Source organism: Pseudomonas sp. App30 (assembly GCF_047947025.1).
In the GTDB taxonomy this organism is placed as follows: Bacteria; Pseudomonadota; Gammaproteobacteria; order Pseudomonadales; family Pseudomonadaceae; genus Aquipseudomonas.
The window spans coordinates 4,523,189-4,541,462 of record NZ_CP133165.1; the positions used below are offsets into that span (position 1 = coordinate 4,523,189).

General features: G+C 58.6%; 13 protein-coding genes and 1 other RNA gene. 4 read left to right on the top strand and 10 right to left on the bottom strand.

The features are described from left to right. Positions 1-31 precede the first annotated feature (31 nt). The 4 genes from RAM80_RS21090 to RAM80_RS21105 all read left to right on the top strand — a co-directional run bounded on the left by RAM80_RS21090 (position 32) and on the right by RAM80_RS21105 (position 5,665). Entirely contained in the window at positions 32-3,220 is a 3,189-nt protein-coding gene (locus RAM80_RS21090) for a type I restriction endonuclease subunit R (RefSeq protein WP_416422375.1), read from the top strand. Positions 3,221-3,499: 279 nt separating this feature from the next. Continuing rightward, positions 3,500-3,712 carry a hypothetical protein gene (locus tag RAM80_RS21095; RefSeq protein WP_134743149.1) on the top strand — a complete coding sequence of 71 codons (213 nt, stop codon included), beginning with the start codon at positions 3,500-3,502 and terminating at the stop codon, positions 3,710-3,712. Further along, positions 3,678-4,265, top strand: coding sequence for a restriction endonuclease subunit S (locus tag RAM80_RS21100; protein ID WP_416422376.1), 588 nt, complete (start codon positions 3,678-3,680; stop codon positions 4,263-4,265). The genes RAM80_RS21095 and RAM80_RS21100 overlap by 35 nt, the downstream gene beginning before the upstream one ends. 5 nt (positions 4,266-4,270) lie before the next feature. Next, positions 4,271-5,665 (top strand): N-6 DNA methylase, encoded by a 1,395-nt coding sequence (locus RAM80_RS21105; protein ID WP_416422377.1) that lies wholly within the window; start codon positions 4,271-4,273, stop codon positions 5,663-5,665. Positions 5,666-5,862: 197 nt separating this feature from the next. Here RAM80_RS21105 and RAM80_RS21110 read toward each other — a convergent pair whose 3' ends face one another. From RAM80_RS21110 to RAM80_RS21155, 10 genes are all read right to left on the bottom strand, one after another. Beyond that, positions 5,863-7,515, bottom strand: coding sequence for a DUF6119 family protein (locus RAM80_RS21110; RefSeq protein WP_416427532.1), 1,653 nt, complete (start codon positions 7,513-7,515; stop codon positions 5,863-5,865). A gap of 265 nt (positions 7,516-7,780) precedes the next feature. Further along, complete coding sequence (locus RAM80_RS21115; RefSeq protein ID WP_122554816.1) at positions 7,781-8,056, bottom strand: hypothetical protein; 276 nt, start codon at positions 8,054-8,056, stop codon at positions 7,781-7,783. Continuing rightward, positions 8,053-9,033 (bottom strand): integrase domain-containing protein, encoded by a 981-nt coding sequence (locus tag RAM80_RS21120; RefSeq protein ID WP_416427533.1) that lies wholly within the window; start codon positions 9,031-9,033, stop codon positions 8,053-8,055. The genes RAM80_RS21115 and RAM80_RS21120 overlap by 4 nt, the downstream gene beginning before the upstream one ends. Positions 9,034-9,983: 950 nt before the next feature. Then, positions 9,984-11,240 carry an integrase domain-containing protein gene (locus tag RAM80_RS21125; RefSeq protein ID WP_416422378.1) on the bottom strand — a complete coding sequence of 419 codons (1,257 nt, stop codon included), beginning with the start codon at positions 11,238-11,240 and terminating at the stop codon, positions 9,984-9,986. A 187-nt stretch (positions 11,241-11,427) separates the two neighbouring features. Further along, positions 11,428-11,819, bottom strand: a transfer-messenger RNA (tmRNA) gene (gene ssrA, locus RAM80_RS21130). Positions 11,820-11,913: 94 nt separating this feature from the next. Next, a complete protein-coding gene (locus RAM80_RS21135; protein ID WP_416422379.1) occupies positions 11,914-12,195 on the bottom strand; it encodes a hypothetical protein in 282 nt (93 codons plus the stop codon). 287 nt (positions 12,196-12,482) lie between these two features. Then, positions 12,483-15,293 carry an FAD-binding and (Fe-S)-binding domain-containing protein gene (locus tag RAM80_RS21140; RefSeq protein WP_416422380.1) on the bottom strand — a complete coding sequence of 937 codons (2,811 nt, stop codon included), beginning with the start codon at positions 15,291-15,293 and terminating at the stop codon, positions 12,483-12,485. Then, the gene (locus RAM80_RS21145) at positions 15,290-15,961 is read right to left on the bottom strand and encodes a LutC/YkgG family protein (RefSeq protein ID WP_416422381.1); all 672 of its coding nucleotides are present in this window, start codon (positions 15,959-15,961) and stop codon (positions 15,290-15,292) included. Before RAM80_RS21145 ends, RAM80_RS21140 begins: the two co-directional genes overlap by 4 nt. Next, positions 15,958-17,406, bottom strand: a complete 1,449-nt coding sequence (locus RAM80_RS21150) for a LutB/LldF family L-lactate oxidation iron-sulfur protein (RefSeq protein ID WP_416422382.1) — start codon at positions 17,404-17,406, stop codon at positions 15,958-15,960. Before RAM80_RS21150 ends, RAM80_RS21145 begins: the two co-directional genes overlap by 4 nt. Further along, positions 17,403-18,227: a (Fe-S)-binding protein gene (locus RAM80_RS21155; RefSeq protein ID WP_416422383.1), complete on the bottom strand. Its 825-nt coding sequence runs from the start codon at positions 18,225-18,227 to the stop codon at positions 17,403-17,405. The genes RAM80_RS21150 and RAM80_RS21155 overlap by 4 nt, the downstream gene beginning before the upstream one ends. Between the last annotated feature and the right edge of the window lie 47 nt (positions 18,228-18,274).

Below are 18,274 nucleotides of genomic sequence, written 5' to 3' on the forward strand. Positions count from 1 at the left end.
AGGTATGGCCGAGAAGTTAAAGGACGAAACGATGAGTCATATCCACCACGAGTGCGAACTGGAACGCCATATTGTCGAGCAGCTTGAAGCTGCCGGCTGGCTGGTGGGTAAGTCCGCTGACTATGACCAAGGGCGGGCGTTGGTCCCTGAGGATGTGCTGGGGTGGCTGGAGGCCAGCCAGCCTGCAGCCATGGATAAGCTCCGCGTCATGAATGGTGCTGGCACGCGCGATGTGCTGCTGGATCGGTTGGTCAAGCAGCTCGAAAATAAAGTCGAAGGCGGCACGGTAAATGTGCTGCGCTACGGCTTTGCTGTGGCCGGTGGCGGCACCCTAGCTATGAGCCAGGCGCTGCCTGAGGACGCGCGCAACGACACGGTGATCGCCCGCTATGCAGCCAATCGGCTGCGCGTCTTGCCACAGCTGCGTTACTCTTTGGACAAGGCCGACGAGATCGATTTGGCCTTCTTTATCAACGGCATTCCGGTGGCCACTGTGGAGTTGAAGACCGACTTCACCCAGTCAGTCCAGGCTGCTATGCAGCAGTACTGTATGGATCGCCGTCCTGAGCGCAAGAGCGGTGGCCTGGAGCCGCTGCTCACCTTCAAACGTGGCGCGGTAGTGCATTTCGCAATGAGCGACAGCGACATACGCATGACCACCAAACTGGCCGGGGATTCGACCTTCTTTCTGCCGTTCAACCGGGGCAACGATGGTGCCGCCGGCAACCCGCCGGGTGAAAACGGTAGTTACCCGGCGAGCTACTTTTGGGAGCGGGTGCTGCAGAAGGACAACTGGCTGCACATCTTCCACCGTTTCGTATTGCAGGAGCGTAAGGAAGCTCAGGACGTCAACGGCAAAACCTACTTTAAAGAAGGCCTGATCTTCCCGCGCTTCCATCAATGGGAAGGCGTGACCAGGATGATCGACGCGGTGCAGGTAGAAGGGGCAGGGCAACCGTATCTGATCCAGCACAGCGCCGGCTCGGGCAAGACCAATACCATCGCCTGGACCGCGCATTCGCTGATTCGTGTGCGCCGTCCGGACGGTGAGCCGTATTTCCACAGTGTGATAGTGGTGACCGACCGCCAAGTGCTTGACCAGCAGTTGCAGGATGCCATCCAGCAGATCGAGCACCAGGCCGGCGTGGTATGCGCCATAGACCGCCAACAGTCGAATCTGCCCAAGAGCCAGCAGTTGGCCAAGGCCATGCTCGATGGTGTGCCCATTATCGTCTGTACCCTACAGACGTTCCCCTATGCGCAGAAGGCCATCCTCGGCGAGCAGAGCCTGCGCGATCGGCGTTTCGCTATCATCATCGACGAGGCGCACAGCTCCACCGGGGGCAGCACGGCGGATGACCTACGCTATGTACTGACCGGGCAGAGCGAGGCGGAGTGGGAAAAACTCTCCAAGGCGGAGCGGTTGTCCGTGTGGCAGAGCTCGCGCTCGCGCCCAGGCAATGCCAGCTACTTCGCCTTCACCGCCACGCCCAAGCATTCGACGCTGAGCCTGTTCGGTCGCCCGCGCAATCCGGCGCAGCCCGTCAGCACCGACAACCCGCCGGCACCGTTCCACCTCTACACCATGCAGCAGGCGATCGACGAAGGCTTCATCCTCGATGTGCTGAAGAACTACACCAGCTACGAGGTGGCGTTCAAAATTGGCAGCGAGATGGTCGATGACAAGCGCGTGGACGAGAAGAGCGCCGGGCGCAAACTGGCCAAATGGCTGTCGCTCAACCCGGTGAATGTGGGACAGAAGGTCGAGCTGATCGTCGAGCACTTCCGCAAGAACGTCGCGCACCTGCTCGGTGGCCAGGCCAAGGCCATGGTGGTGACCAGCTCGCGTGCTGCAGCGGTGAAGTACCACCTGGCGCTGGAGGACTACTGCAAGCGCAAGGGCTATGACAACGTGCTGGCGATGGTGGCCTTCTCTGGTGAGGTGCCTAATACGGATGTGGAAGCGGCCAGCCTGCCCAAGGATCACCAATTCAGTGAAACCAACCTGAACCCCGGCCTGCATGGCCGCGACATGCGCAAGGTGTTCGACACTCCGGACTACCGGGTGATGATCGTCGCCAACAAGTACCAGACCGGCTTCGACCAGCCCAAGCTGGTTGCCATGTACCTGGACAAAAAAATATCCGGTGTGGAGGCCGTGCAGACCCTCTCGCGTCTGAACCGTACCTTCCCCGGGAAGGACAAGACGTTCGTCATCGACTTCGCTAACAAGGCCGACGAGATACTGGCGTCATTCAAGACCTTCTATCGTGATGCCCAGGTGGCGGACATCCAGGATCCGAACATCGTCTATGACATCAAGCAGCGCTTGGATGGCATGTTCATCTATGAGCAGGCTGAGGTGGAGGCTTTCGGTGATGCCATCGTCGATCCGAAGGTGACGCACCAGAAGCTGTTCTCGCTTACTCAGTCAGCCACCGACCGCTTCAACGGAAAGTTGAAGACGCTCAACGATGCCATCGACCAGTGGGAAAAAGCCTGGGAGAAGGCCCATGACGAGGGTAGCGACAAGGACATGGAATACGCCGATGTGCAGCGTTCGGAATATTGCAAGGCACGCGACGAGCTGATGATCTTCAGTGAGAGCCTGACCAAGTTCGTGCGCAGCTATGAGTACATCGCCCAGTTGATCGACTTCGGCGACCCCAGCCTGGAGGCCTTTGCCAGCTATGCACGCCTGCTGCGCAAACGGCTCAAAGGCATCACTGCCGAACAGGTGGATCTGGGTGACCTCAAGCTCAGCCACTACAAAATCAAGAAGGGCAGCAACCTCAGTGGCGTCGCCGTGCTGGGTGAAACACCTGGCCTCTATGGTATGACCGATAACGGCCTGCGCGACGCCCGCGACCGCGAGAAAAAATACCTTGCCGAGCTGATTGAGAAGCTCAACAACTCCTTCGGCAAGGACATTACCGACACTGACCAGGTGGCCTTCGCGGTGCACGTTTCCGAGAAGCTGCGCGCTGACCGCGTGGTGATGGCCCAAGTGCAGAACAACACGATGGAACAGACCATGAAGGCGGACCTGCCTTCAAAAGCCATCTCTGCCATCGCTGCCGCCATGAGCAGCCACACTAGTATGGCGACCAAGCTGCTCAGCGATGAATCGACACGCGAGGTGTTCCTGACGGTGGTGTACGAGCTGTTAAAGAAAGATCCTGGGGCAGAGCTCTTTGACCTAGCGAGGCCGAGTAAGTAGAGATCGGCTAGTCCTCAACCTTGAGGGGCAAGCGGCTTTGAAAGCTATTTGCTGTCGAATCGCTGGACGCCCCTCTGGATTAGGTAGGGTGCATTTCATCTCATAAGGCTTGTCTCTTCAAGCTGACCTTTTTGCGTACAAAAATGCAGAATGCATCAATACTGCATTGACGGCTCACTGGCATTCCCTTAGCATGGCTTTCAAGTCGACTGCAGTATGATTGCATTCTGCGATTGCAACGGATCGAATTGACTATTGGCAGACACGCAAGGAGATAGAATGAAACGAAAACGATTGAAATTAGCACCCCCGACGTATCTTTCCCTTGTGGTCTACCTTGCTCTCAGCCCCAATATCGAGGTCGGCTTCAATCGTTCGTGGCAGGTACATGCTGATGGCAGTGAAACTAGAAACCTGCAAGTAGATATAAAAAAATTTGAACATGGGAAGTTAATCAATGGTGGCGAAAAAAATACTCTCTCACATCGCTGATGTCTCATTAGGTCAGACTTTTCGGGAGCGGGCGGAGACAGACAGCCCCGAAAGCGGCGTTAGGTTGATTCAGATAAAGGACGTCCGGGAGGGGGAGCTGAATGATATAAATTCCCTCCCTTATGCTGATATCGAGCCCTCTAAATTGAAGGTTAAGCTCCTGGTCGGAGATTTGCTATTGCCGCTGAGAGGTATGCGAACTGAAGCCATGGTGTTTAGAGGGGAGAGCGGTAATGTCACCACAACAAACCAAGTCGCCATAATTCGCCCAAGGCAGGATGGAGGGGTGAGTTTGGAGTACCTCCATTGGTTTTTTAATTCAGCTAAGGGTAGTGTTTTACTTGAGTCTATACGAACCTCCGCAAGCATACCCAATATAAGTGTTAAGAATTTACTTGAAATATCGGTGCCAGTTCCAAGCCCGAAAAGGCAAAAGCAAATCGTTGATATTTATCATAATTGGTGTGCGCAGAGGGATACGTTGCGTAAGTTGATTTTTAATGGAGAGAATATGGTGGTAAGTGCTGCGCACGAAATATTGGGTGGAGACTGATAGGTATGGGTATTTCGTTTGCTGGTTTGAAAGCGTTTGTGCTGGAAAGTATTGAGCGTATGCGCTTGAGCGGAACGGATCTGGATGCAGTAAAGGTTTTGTTGCTCTTTATGGTCTGCAAAAAAGCACTTGATGAGGAGCGGAGTATTCAAGCGAGAGAGGGCTTGGTTAAAGACTCAGATACTGATGAGTTGAGCGATGTGGAGTCGTTGGCATCGGTTATTGGGCGGATAGTTGAGAGTAAATCAAGTTCGTTTTTCTCAGATTCCATTCTAAGTATTTGGGGTGAAATAAATCCTGTCCTCAGCTCTGATATGTCGGAGAGGAGTGAGTTGGTTAGGCTCTGGGATGAGCTTAGGTGTTTTTCTTTTGATGAGTGTAATCACGAAGACGGGTTGGCCGCATTTTTTGAGTGGTTCTTGGTAGAGTTAGCTGAGCGAAATTCTAATAAGGGAGGGTATTTCTTTACTCCTGACGGAATAGTAAGTTTGATGGTCCAGCTTCTCGATCCTAAAAGTGGAGAAAAGCTATATGACCCGGTATGTGGCTCCGGAGAGTTTTTGATAGGGGCTATCAATAAAGTTAAGGAGTCATCGGAAAGGAATTGGCTGTATGTTTTAGGGCGGGAAAGGTCTGCTGAGACAGCTTTTATAGCAATGGCAAATGCTTATGTCCACGGAGTTAGTGTGGATAGTATAGAAGTTTGTGATGCGCTAGCCCGTATGGATTATGAAGAGAAAATTTGCGGAAGGTTTGACTTAGCTCTTGCAAATCCGCCTTTTTCACTTCGTCATTGGGATGGCGAAAGATCCGTTGACTTTCTGCGCTATGGGTTGCCTCCTCAAGCTAATGCGGATTTTGCATTTATCCAGAATGTCCTTTTCAGTTTGAATAAGAATGGTCGAGCAGCAATGGTTGTGCCTATGGGGGTTCTATTCAGAGGGGGAGTAGAGAGGGAAATCAGAAGGAGGATGCTGTTAGAGAATAATGTGGATGCCGTTATTTCAATTCCTGCAATGTCATTTTATGGTACTGCCATACCGGCGAATATTTTGATAATGAGGAAGTCTTCAGTCTTCAGTGATGTGCTATTTATTGATGGATCAAGTTTTTTTTCGAGAAGTCAACGCCTGAATCGTCTGGGGAAAGATGCGATAGAAAAAGTTTCAAAATTGTATGCAGAGCGAAAAAATATTAATGGTCTTGCTTGTTGCGTTCCTGTTAAGGATTTGGAAGAGAATGACTGGAATCTGACGGTTTCTAGATATGTTGCCCCTCCTGCTGTAGAGGGAGTGGAGTCTATGGCTACACTATTGGAGCGACAAGAAAAATTGCAGTTCGAACTAAGCGTATTGCAGCAAGAGATGAGATTGCTGTTGAGTCGGGACAATATTGATTAGTTTAAATCGTGGTTTCTGGCTTGCAGCGCGGTGGTTGAGCCGAGGAGAATTTTACTGACCCGACGTTTGCCGTGGGTTTGAAGTGGCAATTTATAGCAAGCAACTTGAAACTTTGATTTCAGGTAATAATCTGGAGAGAGTAATTGCGGATCTGTCGCGGTGTGCTTGCCCTGCAGACCTGCTGCTCTACCCTATATCTACTCTTCTCCTTCGTCTTGCTCGTTGGCAGGTTTGGCTATGATCTCCAGCGCGACGGGAATATCGAGCTGATCAATGCGGTCCACGGCCGCCTGAAGACTCACCTTGCTGAAAAAAGGCAGATCGAGTTCACCATTCTTGTAGGGTTTGCGCATTACGCCATAGACGACGGTGTAGTCGGCTCGGACGACACGACCATTGATTGCAGGCAAGAGGCGTACAGCCTCGTTACGAAGCCCTCGCACTACACTGCGAAGCTTCTTGCGAAAATCTGCATCGCTCACAAGCGCCTCCGCGCTCACCACACCTTGTGACCAAAGGTGGCTTATTGGCCCCGAAGAGTGGCCGTCCTTCAGATGGATAAACTGTTTATCGCTGGACAGAAAATCGCACGGTTCGATGTTGGCATAGCGTACCCCCAGCGGATTGATTTTTACCTGATCCAGGCATAGTAGGTCTTCACGATGCTCAACGAGATTTGCAATGAGCTCTCGCTCATTCCGACACTCGGTCGGCCCTATGATATCTACCCGAGGGATAGCCTGGAAACGAGCTTCGACCTGTCGTTTGAAATTGCGGTCTACGCTGTACCAGTGCCCAGCGAAAAGCACATAGCTGCGATCCTCATCATCCGCTCTGAGGTTGGTTTCGAAGGTAAAGCAGTGGTATACCCGCCACTGCTCCTTGAACACCTCAGCATCTGGGGCCTTGGCTTTGATGTAGTGGCGCTCGCGGATGTCATCAATCGTACCATCGAACTCACAGCGATTTAGTTCCGCCACATAGTCTTCGATCGACAGGCTGTGAAAATCTGTACCACTGCTGCCGAAGCCGTTGTAATGAAGGAGACAGCCTTCCTCATAGTCAACAATCTCTGGGGGGGCCATATGGAGCTCACTCTCATCCCCTGCTCGCAATGAGTTAATTGCCTCGAACAAGTGTCCGTCGAGGGTAGCGAGAGTCTCCTTTATCCGCACAACCTGCATGTTGTCGATCCACGGGAATCGCTGCTTGTACGTATCGCTTCGATAGACAGCCAGTACCTGCTCGCACTTATCCGCCAGAGTCTCTGACGTTAGTTTGCACGTAATCGAAAGAGTGTCACGGCCGGCTGCAAATCTTGCGAAGGACACATCACTGGGAGTACCACCCGCTACACGCGCGAGGTCTCTTAGAACATCTACTCCAAAGTCCTGCAAATCACTGTCTTTGCTAGCCTGCACTCGCTTTTGGAATGTGACGGCATCTGGTGTCGCCAGGTCCAGCGTCCGCAGTCCATCACGCGGCACTGAGTTAAGCGTGACCTTAAGGCCAAACTGGCGTTCGAATGCTTCGTCATTAAGAGCAAAATGAATATGCCCGAAGCAGATGGCGAAAATGCGGTCATCTGTAGGCAAAAACAGGACGCCTCCGGCACCGCTAGCAATCAGGTTCTCAGGCTGAGGCCCTGCTTGCTCTTCCAAGAACCCGAGCCAGCTTGGACGGCTCGTGAATAGTTGGCCCACAAACAGCTCGCCACCTTCCACTAACGGCCAGTCGCTACGCCTGAGCTGGACTCTTCCAGTACCGGGCGAATACTCGTCCTTGAACGTCTCCGCAATATCAAACTCCTCGCGTAGGAGCCGAATTGATAACGTCCTGACTTTTTCCACGTTAGGCAAAGCACTATTCCTTGTGTGTCAGCCAATGTCAGAGAACCAATTTAGCGTAGCAATAGGCCATCAAGCTGTCCAATCTACGTCGCGACTGTTCAATTCCTTGTCGAGTATCCATTCAGTCCGTATTGGCTTGGCCTTCCTAGCGAAGTTAAAGCTAGTTTGACCTTCGGAGCAGAACTTAAATCGCTTCATCCACGCATCTCGGTGACGGCTCCTGGCCGATTCTGGCCGCCGCTCGCAGCGGAGGCCCTATTTCTTTTCAAAGATCGAAAACCCATGACGTTTCTAGGCGTCGGGTGATCAGTCGAACAGTGAGCAGATAGTAATATCGTGTGCCCTCACCGCGATGTTTCAGGCTATGTTTGAGAAACCAAGCTAGATGCTTCCGTTTCCATCCCCAAGGCGACTCGCGCTGCCATCGCTGTACGATTGCAGCCTGGATAATCTTCGCTTGGCGCAAGTGTCGCTGCCGCGTCGCGTGAGACCCAGTCAGCGCGGCAGCCAAGAACACCTCCATATCAAACGCCTTGGTCATACCCGTCCCCCGATGTAGGCAGCGACTACCTCAATCCGGCCATGCCCTAGCTCATAGCTGATCTGTATGCGAGCCTCACGGTCGAGGCGCGGATCGATGGCATAGCAATGACCACCATTAATCGGTGCAGGATGCTGGGTAATCTGCTCGTAGCGCTCACAGGCATACGCCGCGCGCAACTCATGAAATCCTTTCAGGGCGTTTTTATGCAGGACGTCCCGCGATGCCCCGGCTACTCGTTGCAACACGTTCGCATAGCTCTCGCTTGGCGCGATCATGTTACGGCTACCTTTCGGCGACACCTTTGCCGCAAACCTCAGTGCATCCCGAATATGTTGATGCACTGCAATCCATCGTGGCGCAGATGCACCACCTCGGCCGCCTTTCGTGCCCTCCTGGATATTGATCTTGCCGAGCCTGTCAGCCTCACGGATCAATCTGGGCAAATCAGCCAATATTGTTTCGCGCAACCGCATCCCAGTGGCACGTGCCATCTGAATCATCGCCCCCGCGCGTAGCTGTTCACGATTACAAAGCACATCGACAATCTGCTGCACCTGCGCGCGATCCTGCCCTTGCGGCACCGACTGGCGAACCCTGGTGCGCTGCATACCCAACGCCTTGCTCGGGCTTGGTAACTTCACGTACTGATCACCGCGAAGCGCCGCCATGGTCCTGTTAACGCTGGATAGCCGGTTTTGTGCGGTACTGACGGCGAGGTCACCGCGCCCAACCACGTCGCGTAGATACGCCGCATAGTCGGCCAACACCTTCCGATCAATCTGCCGCGCATCATTGATACCGGGCCCCTGTTCGGAGCGGCACCACTTCACGAATGCCAGCCACCGATCACAGTGCGCTTTAACCGTGCCGTAGTGGCCACAGCCGAACATATCTTTCAGCGCCTGCGGTCCTGCATAGCTCAACTGCCTGCCGTAACCGAAATTACGACCACCGCGCCTACCCACTAATGCCATGTCGGTCACCTCACTTTTCGTTCTCCCGTCCTCGCCCCACGTCTTCCCGCCAAGAATGCTGAGTGTTATCAGGGATCAAGGCCCCTGCGACCTGTGGGGGGTGTCCACTACGCGGGACTGGCGGTTCCTTACGACCGGGAGCAAGGGCATCTCATGATCTGGCCTCCTGAGCACCGATACCGGTGGGCGGGTGGAGGCTGCACTGGCTGACGAGACCGGTGCCGCGAGATCCTGAGCCGGGTGGAAGCAGTAATGCGATGACCGGGGCATGCCTGACTGTCAGTCAGGTGCAGTCCATTTCCTGGTCTGCGGCGCCATCATCTACATCGCTGTTGCTGGTGACATCAGCGTTTGTCACGCCGATTGTCACGAGGAGGGTTGCGGCAAAGCCCCGTTCTATATGGGCTGCAGCAGTGGTGGGAGCGTCCGTCTCTTTCCAAGAGAAAGAGACGGGCGCAGGTTGGCGCAAGATTCGGCCAAGCGGATAGGTTGCTGCAGGGCAGCGAAGTAGGAAGTGTCGTCTGGCGCACGAGGGCCATGATCTGAAGTAGGCATCCATCACCGGGGAGGTGACCTGGCGAGCTGCCGGACGCGAATCGCCTTTTGGGGGGAACCACCGCGAGAGCGGCGTGACCTTCAAGGTTCGGGCCACCTGGGGTTGCTGTCATCGACAGCGCTTGCACGGCCAGTTCTACGCCTGTGGATAAACCCGGTCAAGGTTCGAAATTCAGCGCCACTTTGGACTTGAAGAGCGGTTATCCACCGGTGGAATTCCGTGGTAAATCCTGGGCAACGTGATCGCTTTTAGCTCTTCAAAGTAAGGTCCATCCAAACAGGGCGGCTTTGCAGCCCTGTTTGGATGGACCCGCGCTTAGAAGCGGATAAGTGAGGCTGCTTGCCCCGAATCTTGAACGTTCAGTTGTTTCTGCAGTTCTTGCGCCTGTACCGCGCTAGCGAATCGGCACCACGTTCTTGTCTCTGACTTGGCCGTACGCTGAGGCGAGCAAGCTGCCGGTGGCGGCTTTCTGGATGTACTCACTCCACCAGGCCATCATCGGTCGCCGGCGTTCGATGTAGTCGGCTCGGTTGTAGGCGCTGCGCACCTCATCCTTGTCGACGTGCGCCAAAGCCACTTCGATGAGCTCCGGATCCCACCCATGTTCATTCAAGATAGTGCTCGCCATCGAACGCATGCCGTGGCTGACCAAACGATCCTGGAAACCCATGCGCTTCAACGCCATGTTGGCGGTCTGGCTATTGGCGTGGGTGCGCGGATTTCTGTCTGCCGGGAAGACGTATTCGCGATGGCCGCTGTGAGTCTTCAGTGACTCCAACAGTGCGACAGCGTGATCACTCAACGGGATGCTATGTGGGCGGCGCTTCTTCATCCGCTCCGGAGGGATAGTCCAGACACGCCTTTCAAAGTCGATGTCTGCCCAGCGAGTTGTCGCCGCTTCTGCTGGCCGAGTCATAGTATGCAACTGCCATTCGATCAGGCAGCGGGTCGTGCGTTTGATACTGGCGTTCGCGATCTCCAGCATCAGCTCGGGGAGCTCTTCGGGCGGAAGCGCAGCCATGTTCTCTTTCTTGGGCTTCTTGAATACTGCCCTGATGCCGCTGAGCGGGTTGGCGATGATCAGGCCGGAGTTCACGCCGTAGGTCATGATCTCGTTAAGCCGCTGACTAAGACGCTTGACCGTCTCCAGGCTGCCTTTCGCTTCGATCGGACGAAGCAACTCGATCACCATCGGCGCGGTGATTTTCGCGAGTGGCGTCGTCTTCAGGTCGGGGAGCACGTGCAGCGTGAGCGATCGCCAAATGTCCTCGGCGTAGGCAGGGGTGACCGAGTCTTTCTTGAGCTCGAACCAGGCGGTGGCCACGTTCTCGAAGGTGTGTTCCGTTTCTGCGCGCTTGACTTCATTCAACGTATTGCGCTGCACCTTCGGATCGATGCCCTGGGCGAGTAGCTCGCGCGCTTCGACTGCCTTCTTTCGTGCGTTCGCCAGTGACAGTTCGGGGTAGGTCCCGAAGCCGATGTTAATGCGCTTTTTGGTGAGCGGTTCGCGGTAGTTGAAATTCCACAGCAACGAGCCGTTGCTGCGTACGCGGAGCTGCAAACCGTCACCGTCAGTGAGGACGTAATCCTTGGACGCGGGTTTGACTCCCTTGAGCTGTCGATCGGAGAGGCGGAGGTTTTGGGCAGGCATGAGATTGTCCTCAGGCACTGATTCGGTATTCCAAAGATTAGCACCGGATGGACTGGAAGACCGTCTGGAATACCAGAATGGCTGGAACTCAGAAACTCTCAAAAGACCGTAAAAGCGCTGGAGGCCGCGTATTTACTGGATCGCAGGCACAAAAAAAGACGTCCGTGGACGTCTTTTTTTGATCATTTGGTGGAGCCGGGGGGATTTGAACCCCCGTCCGCCAGTACTCTGCTGTCGGTTCTACATGCTTAGCCGTGTCTACTAAGTTAACCCTCGGCCGCCCGACGGGCAGGGTGCTTCAGGCGAGTTGTGTAAGTTTTAGGCGCTTCGTCCACAACGTACTAGGCGACGATTCTGTTCTATATGACAATCGCTTCGAGTTTACAGACATCCTCTAACGATTGCTGGAGCCGAAGCTACCAGAAGGGAAAGCTAACACCGCTTACGCGGCGAGAGCGAATTCCCCGTAATTGTCATCATTGGCAATTATAAAGTTTGCAACAGTGGATTTACGAGTTCTGTTACCCACTCGGCATGCACCTAGAGTTTCGTTACCGGCGTCGAATCCTAATCGGCCCCGCTTTCTGCTCTTGCCTGTCCGCGCTAGCGGGCAGGACGCTCAGTGTACGGCAAAACGTGGCGGGAGTCGACCGTCTGTCACGTCTGGACGGCTTTACTGCGATTTGCCGTCGGTGTTGGTGGCTTTGTCGATGTCGCCCAGCACGCGGGTGGACAGGGCGATGCAGGTTTTCTTGTCGCCGCTGGCCTGGGCGGCCTGGGCTTTCTGGATGTCTTCCTTGTTGGTTTCCATGATTTGCGCGGAGGCGCTGCCGGCGGTTTTGTCGGCGTCGTCGATTTTCTGCAGGTTGGCGGCGCAGAGGTCGTCGGCGGCGAAGGCGTGGGAGGTCATCAGGGCGGCGGCCATGCACAGGCCGGTCAGGGTAAGGCGTTTCATGGTAAGTCTCCTCGACGTGGAAGACTCGGCAGCGCCGACCAGGAAAGGCTCAGGCACCGAGCGCGATTGAGCCTTTTTAGCAGGCCTTGATAGATGGACTTTGGGGGGTGCAAGGGGTTCGAAATATTTGCGCGGCGATAGTGTGAAAAAGCCATTTCAATTGCAACAGAATACTTCTATAGCCCCTGCGGTAGGCTGCGCTGGGTATGAAGCCTGAAGATTTTCAGTGAGTCATAAGGCCAGCGCAGCCTGGCGGCAGCGGCTACGGGATCGGCTTTTTGCAGGCCTCAGAGTGCCCGTGGGCGGGTGACGCGGTCTACCAGGTAGACCAGGCTGTGGTAGTCGATGCCACTGTGGCTGCTCAGGCCTATTTCGCAGGTGCGGCTGGTGGAGATGCCTTCTTCGCAGTATTGGACGGCATCCTTTAGCGTGCGCAGGGCGTGGTCGTTGAGTTCGGGGGTGGTGAAGCCTTTGTCGCCGGCGAAGCCGCAGCAGTGGATGCCTTCGGGGATGACGACCTTTGTGCTGCAGCGCCGTGCCAGGTCGATGAGGGCCTGGCTTTCGCCCAGGTGCTGGGTGCTGCAGGTGACGTGCACTGCGATGGGCGTGTCTTGCGGGGTGAACACCAGTTTGTCCAGCAGGTGGGTGCGGATGAAGCGCACCGGGTCGTAGAGGTCCAGGCGGGTGTCGGTAAGGTCCTGCACCAGGCGCAGGGTGCAGGGGCTGGTGTCGCAGTAGATGGGGTCGAGGCCGCCGCGGCTGGCGGTGAGCAGGGCGGCGATGAGTTCCTGGCGTTTGTGTTCGGCCTGCTCGGGGTAGCCTTTGGAGGCGAAGGGCTGGCCGCAGCAGAGGCTGTCCTGGTTGGCGGGGAATATGACCTGGTAGCCGGCTTTTTCCAGCAGGCCGCGGGTTTTGTCGAGCAGGGACGCTTGTTCGCGGTCGCTGGCGGCCGGGCCCATGACGCGGGACACGCAGGCGGCCAGGTACACCACGCGGGGGCGGGCGTCGGTCACCGGCGGGCTGATGCGGATGGCGTTTTCCGGTTGCGGCATGGCGGCGGTCCACCGCGGCACGCGGCCTTTGGAGGCGCGGGTGAGGCTGGCGGACAGGCTGGCCAGGCGCGGCGCGCCCAGCAGCAGGCGTGCGCCGTTGGCCACGTGCAGGGTGAAGCGCGCGCCCTTGAGTGCGGTGCTGAAGTGTTCGCCCAGCCAGGTGGCGGCCTTGAGGTTGTGGGCGTTGCGGGCGCGCAGTTTTTTCACCAGTTCGCCGGTGTTGATGCCCACCGGGCAGCGCTGGGCGCACAGGCCGGTGGCGGCGCAGGTGTCGATGCCCTGGTATTGGAAGTCCTGTTCCAGGGCGCTGGTGTCGGTGCCGGCGCGTTTTTTCGCCTGGATGTCGCGCCACATCACGATGCGCTGCCGGGGGCTGAGGGTCAGGCCTTTGGACGGGCACACCGGTTCGCAGAAGCCGCACTCGATGCACTTGTCGACGATGTCGTCGGCGGCGGGCAGTGGCTTCAGGTTTTTCAGATGGATTTGTGGGTCTTCGCTGAGCACCACGTCAGGGTTGAGGATGCCGGTGGGGTCGAGCAGGCGCTTGAGCTGCCACATCAGCTGGTAGGCGTCGTGGCCCCATTCCAGTTCGACGAAGGGCGCCATGTTGCGGCCGGTGCCGTGCTCGGCTTTCAGCGAGCCGCCGAATTCCACCGCCACCAGTTGCGCCACGTCGTCCATGAAGGCCTGGTAGCGCGCCACTTCCGCGGGGTTGTTGAAGCCCTGGGTGAAGACGAAGTGCAGGTTGCCCTCCAGGGCGTGGCCGAACAGGATGGCTTCGTCGTAGCGGTGTTTGTCGAACAGGGCGATGAGGCGGTTGACGCCGATGGCCAGTTGTTCGACCGGGAAGGTTACGTCTTCGATGATCACCGTGGTGCCGGTCTGGCGCACGGCGCCCACGGCCGGGAAGGTGTCTTTGCGGATGGCCCACAGGCGGGCGTTTTCCACCGGGTCTTCGCTGAAGTCGACCTGGCGTTCCACCGGGAAAGGCGCCAGGGCGGCCATGATCAGCGCGAGTTGTTGGTGCAGCAGGGCCTGGCTGGCGGCGCGGCTTTCGATCAGCAAGGCGCAGGCGCCGTCGGACAATTCGCGGACGAACGCGGGCATGCCCTTCATGTTCTGCACCGAGCGCAGGCTGCGGCGGTCCAGCAGTTCCACGGCGGCCACCGGTTGGGTCTTGAGCACGGTGACGGCGTTGCAGCAGGTTTCCACGCTGGGGAACACGATCAGCGCCGAGGCCTTGAAGGGGTGGTCGATGACGGTGTCGTAGGTGACGGCGCTGATGAAGCCCAGGGTGCCTTCGGAGCCGACCAGCAGGTGGCTGAGGATGTCCAGCGGGTCGTCGTAGTCCACCAGGGCGTTGAGCGACAGGCCGGTGGTGTTTTTCAGACGGTATTTGTGGCGGATTCGCGCGGCCAGTTCGGCGTTGGCGCGGGTCTCGCGGCCCAGTTCCGCCAGGCGCTCCAGCAGCGCGCCGTGGCTGTGGCGGAAGGCGGCGACGCTGGCCGGGTCTTCGCTGTCCAGCCGGGTGCCGTCGGCCAGCACCAGGCGGATGCCGGCCAGGGTGTGGTAGGTGTTTTGCGCGGTGCCGCAGCACATGCCGCTGGCGTTGTTGGCGACGATGCCGCCGATTTTGCAGGCGTTGATCGACGCCGGGTCGGGGCCGATCTTGCGCCCGAACGGCGCCAACCAGGCGTTGGCCTGGGCGCCGATGACGCCGGGCTGCAGGCGGATCTGCGTGCCCTGGCCACGAATTTCGCGGCCGTTCCAGTTGTCGCCCAGCACCAGCAGCACCGAGTCGCTGATGGCCTGGCCGGACAGGCTGGTGCCGGCGGCGCGGAAGGTGACGGGCACCTGGTGCTGGTGGGCCAGCTTGAGCAGGGCCACCACTTCGTCTTCGGACTCGACGCGAATCACCAGCTTGGGGATCAGCCGGTAGAAGCTGGCGTCGGTGCCGAAGGCCAGGGTGGAGGTGGGGTCGTCGAAACGGCGTGCGGCCGGAATCAACTGGCAGGCGTCACGCAGGAAGGCAGCGGGCAGGCTCATTGGTCCTCCAGAATCAGTACCACCAGATCCTTGGGCCCGTGGGCGCCGTAGGCCAGCACCTGTTCGATGTCGGCGGTCTTCGATGGCCCGGAGATTAGCAGCGCGTTGGTGGGCATGCCGGCGGCCCAGTTAAACTGGCGTTGCACGCTGTAGAGGTTGTCGTGGATCTGGCTGGCCTTCAGCAGGGCGAAATGCACCGGCGGCACCAGGCTCATCAGCCGCGGTTCCTCGCGGGTTGGCCACAGGATCAGGCTGCCGGTGGCGGCGATGGCGCCCAGGGTGCTGGTGAGGCCGGCGCTGGTGTCGTTGAACAGCTCGGCTTTCCACTCTTCCACGGGGCGGTCGTAGGCTTTCAGGTTCGGCAGGCCAGGCTCGCTTTGCCAATGGGCGCTGATGCGCTGGCCGTGGGGCGTGCCGGGGGCGATCAGCAGGTTGGGCAGTTGACGGTCGCGCAGCAGCTGCGCCAGCAACGCCGGCCAGGCGGCGTCGGTGGTCAGGTGGATTTCGGTGTGCACGGCTTCCATCAGCTTGCGCAGCTGGGCCAGGCGCTCGCCTTGTGGATAAGTCCACGGGCGGGTGACCAGGGCTTCGTCGAAGTTATCCACAATGGGCGTGGTGCCGGTCAGGCTTTGCCGCAGTTTCCCCAGAATGTTCTGCTTGGCGCTCATTTCGAGTCTCCCAGGTGGTCGCGGGCCAGGTCGTGCAGCGAGCGCGCGGCGGGTTGTGGGGCGCTGTGGTTTTGCGTCCAGGGGCCGACGTTGCTCGGTGCCAGGCGGCGCAGGCGCGTGGCGCAGAAGCTGAACGCGCGGTACAGCAGCGGCGAGCGGTTGAGCGTGGCCCAGGCGTTCCAGATGAAGCGTTCCTTGCGCGAATACTTGCTGCCCTGGCCGCGCATCACGGGGTGGGGGCTGTCCGGGGCCTTGACGTTTTCCTCGCGCAGGCGCCGCAGGATGGCCGGGATGGGGATTTTCACCGGGCACACTTCACCGCAGGCGCCGCACAGCGACGAGGCGCTGGGGTGGTCCGGCACCTTGGCCAGGCCCACCAGGTGTGGCGTGATGATCTTGCCGATGGGGCCGGGGTACACCTCGCCGTAGGTGTGGCCGCCGACGCGGGTGTACACCGGGCAGTGGTTCATGCAGGCGCCGCAGCGGATGCAGTTGAGGGTCTGGCGCAGTTCGCTGTCGGCGAAGGCCTGGCTGCGGCCGTTGTCCAGCAGCACCAGGTGCACTTCCTGGGGGCCGTCGAGCTCGTCGGCCTTGCGCGGGCCGCTGATCATGTTGACGTAGGTGGTGATGGGAATGCCCAGCGCCGAGCGGGTCAGCAGCGACAGCAGCGGCACGGTGTCGCGCAGGTTTTCCACCACCTTCTCGATGCCGGTGACGGCGATGTGCACCGGCGGCACGCTGGTGGTCATGCGGCCGTTGCCTTCGTTTTCCACCAGCAGCAGGGTGCCGGTCTCGGCCACGGCGAAGTTGACGCCGGACACGCCGATGTCGGCCTCGAAGAATTTCTGCCGCAGCACGCGGCGGCCGATCTGGATCAGCTGGTCGACGTCATTGGTGTATTCCACGCCCAGTTTGTCGTGGAACAGCGACGCCACCTGGCCGGCGTTCTTGTGGATGGCCGGCATGATGATGTGGGAAGGCTTCTCGTGGTCCAGCTGGACAATGTACTCGCCCATGTCGGACTCCAGGCATTCGATGCCGCGGGCCTCCAGGGCGTGGTTCATTTCCATCTCTTCGCTGACCATGGACTTGCCCTTGATCACTTGGCGCGCGCCGTGGGCGTCGATGATGCCCTGGACGATGGCATTGGCCTGGTCCACGGTCTCGGCCCAGTGCACCTTGACGCCGTTGCGGGTGAGGTTGCGCTCCAGGGTTTCCAGCAGGTCGGGCAGCTTCGACAGGGCGCGGGCGCGGATGGCGTTGCCCAGGGCGCGCAGCTGCTCGCGCTCGTCGGGGTCGGCGAAGGCCACGGCGCGCTTGGTCATCAGCGAGTCCATGGCGGTGCGGAAGTTGTTGCGCAGTTGCGTGTCGCCCAGGGCCTGGTGGGCGCGGGTGCGGAAGTCGTCTTCTATTTCGACGGCGGGAATGCGTGCCTGGCCGGTCATTGGCCACCCCCGCTGCGTTGCCACAGGAAGGTGGCCAGGTGTTGGCCGCGCAGGGCTTCGCGTTGTTTTTCCAGGGCGCCGTTGATGTTCATCAGGCAGCCGCAGTCGGCGCTGAGCACCTGGTGGGCGCCGGACTCCTTCAGGTTGCGGGTCTTGTCGGCCACCATGGCGCCGGAAATGTCCGGCATGCGCACGCTGAAGGTCCCACCGAAGCCGCAGCATTCGCTTTCATGGCTGTGCTCCACGCGCTCGACGTTGCCGAGCTGCGCCAGCAGGGCGCGGCCGTGCAGGTGGGTGTTCATTTCGCGGCGGGCGGAGCAGGAGGTGTGCAGCGCCACTTTCACCGGTTGGCCGCGGTCCTTGAGCTGCACCTTGCACACGTGCAGCAGGAATTCGGCCAGCTCATAGGTACGCTCGGCCAGGGCCTGCACCTGCTCGAACATTTCAGGCTCGTCCTTGAACAGGTCGGCGTAGTGCTGGCGCAGCATGCCGGCGCAGGAGCCCGAGGGCACCACCACCGGTTGGTCGTTGGCGAACAGCTTGAGCTGCGCGCGCGCCACTTCGCGGGCCTGGTCGGTGTAGCCGCTGGTGTAGGCCGGCTGGCCGCAGCAGGTCTGGCCCTGGGGGAAATCGACGCGGATGCCTTCGCGTTCCAGCAGGCGGATCGCGTCCATGCCGGCCTCGGGGTAGAACAGGTCGACCACGCAGGTGCCGAACAGGTACACCCGCGCAGGCTTCGCCGCAGGGTAGCGGCGCGGCTGGGGAATGGGGGGCGCAACGCGGGTGGCGTTGGGCATGGCGTTGTGGAAAAGCTCGCTCATCAGGCGTTGTCTCCGGGTTGGCCCGGTTAGCCGGCCGTGAGGGCCGG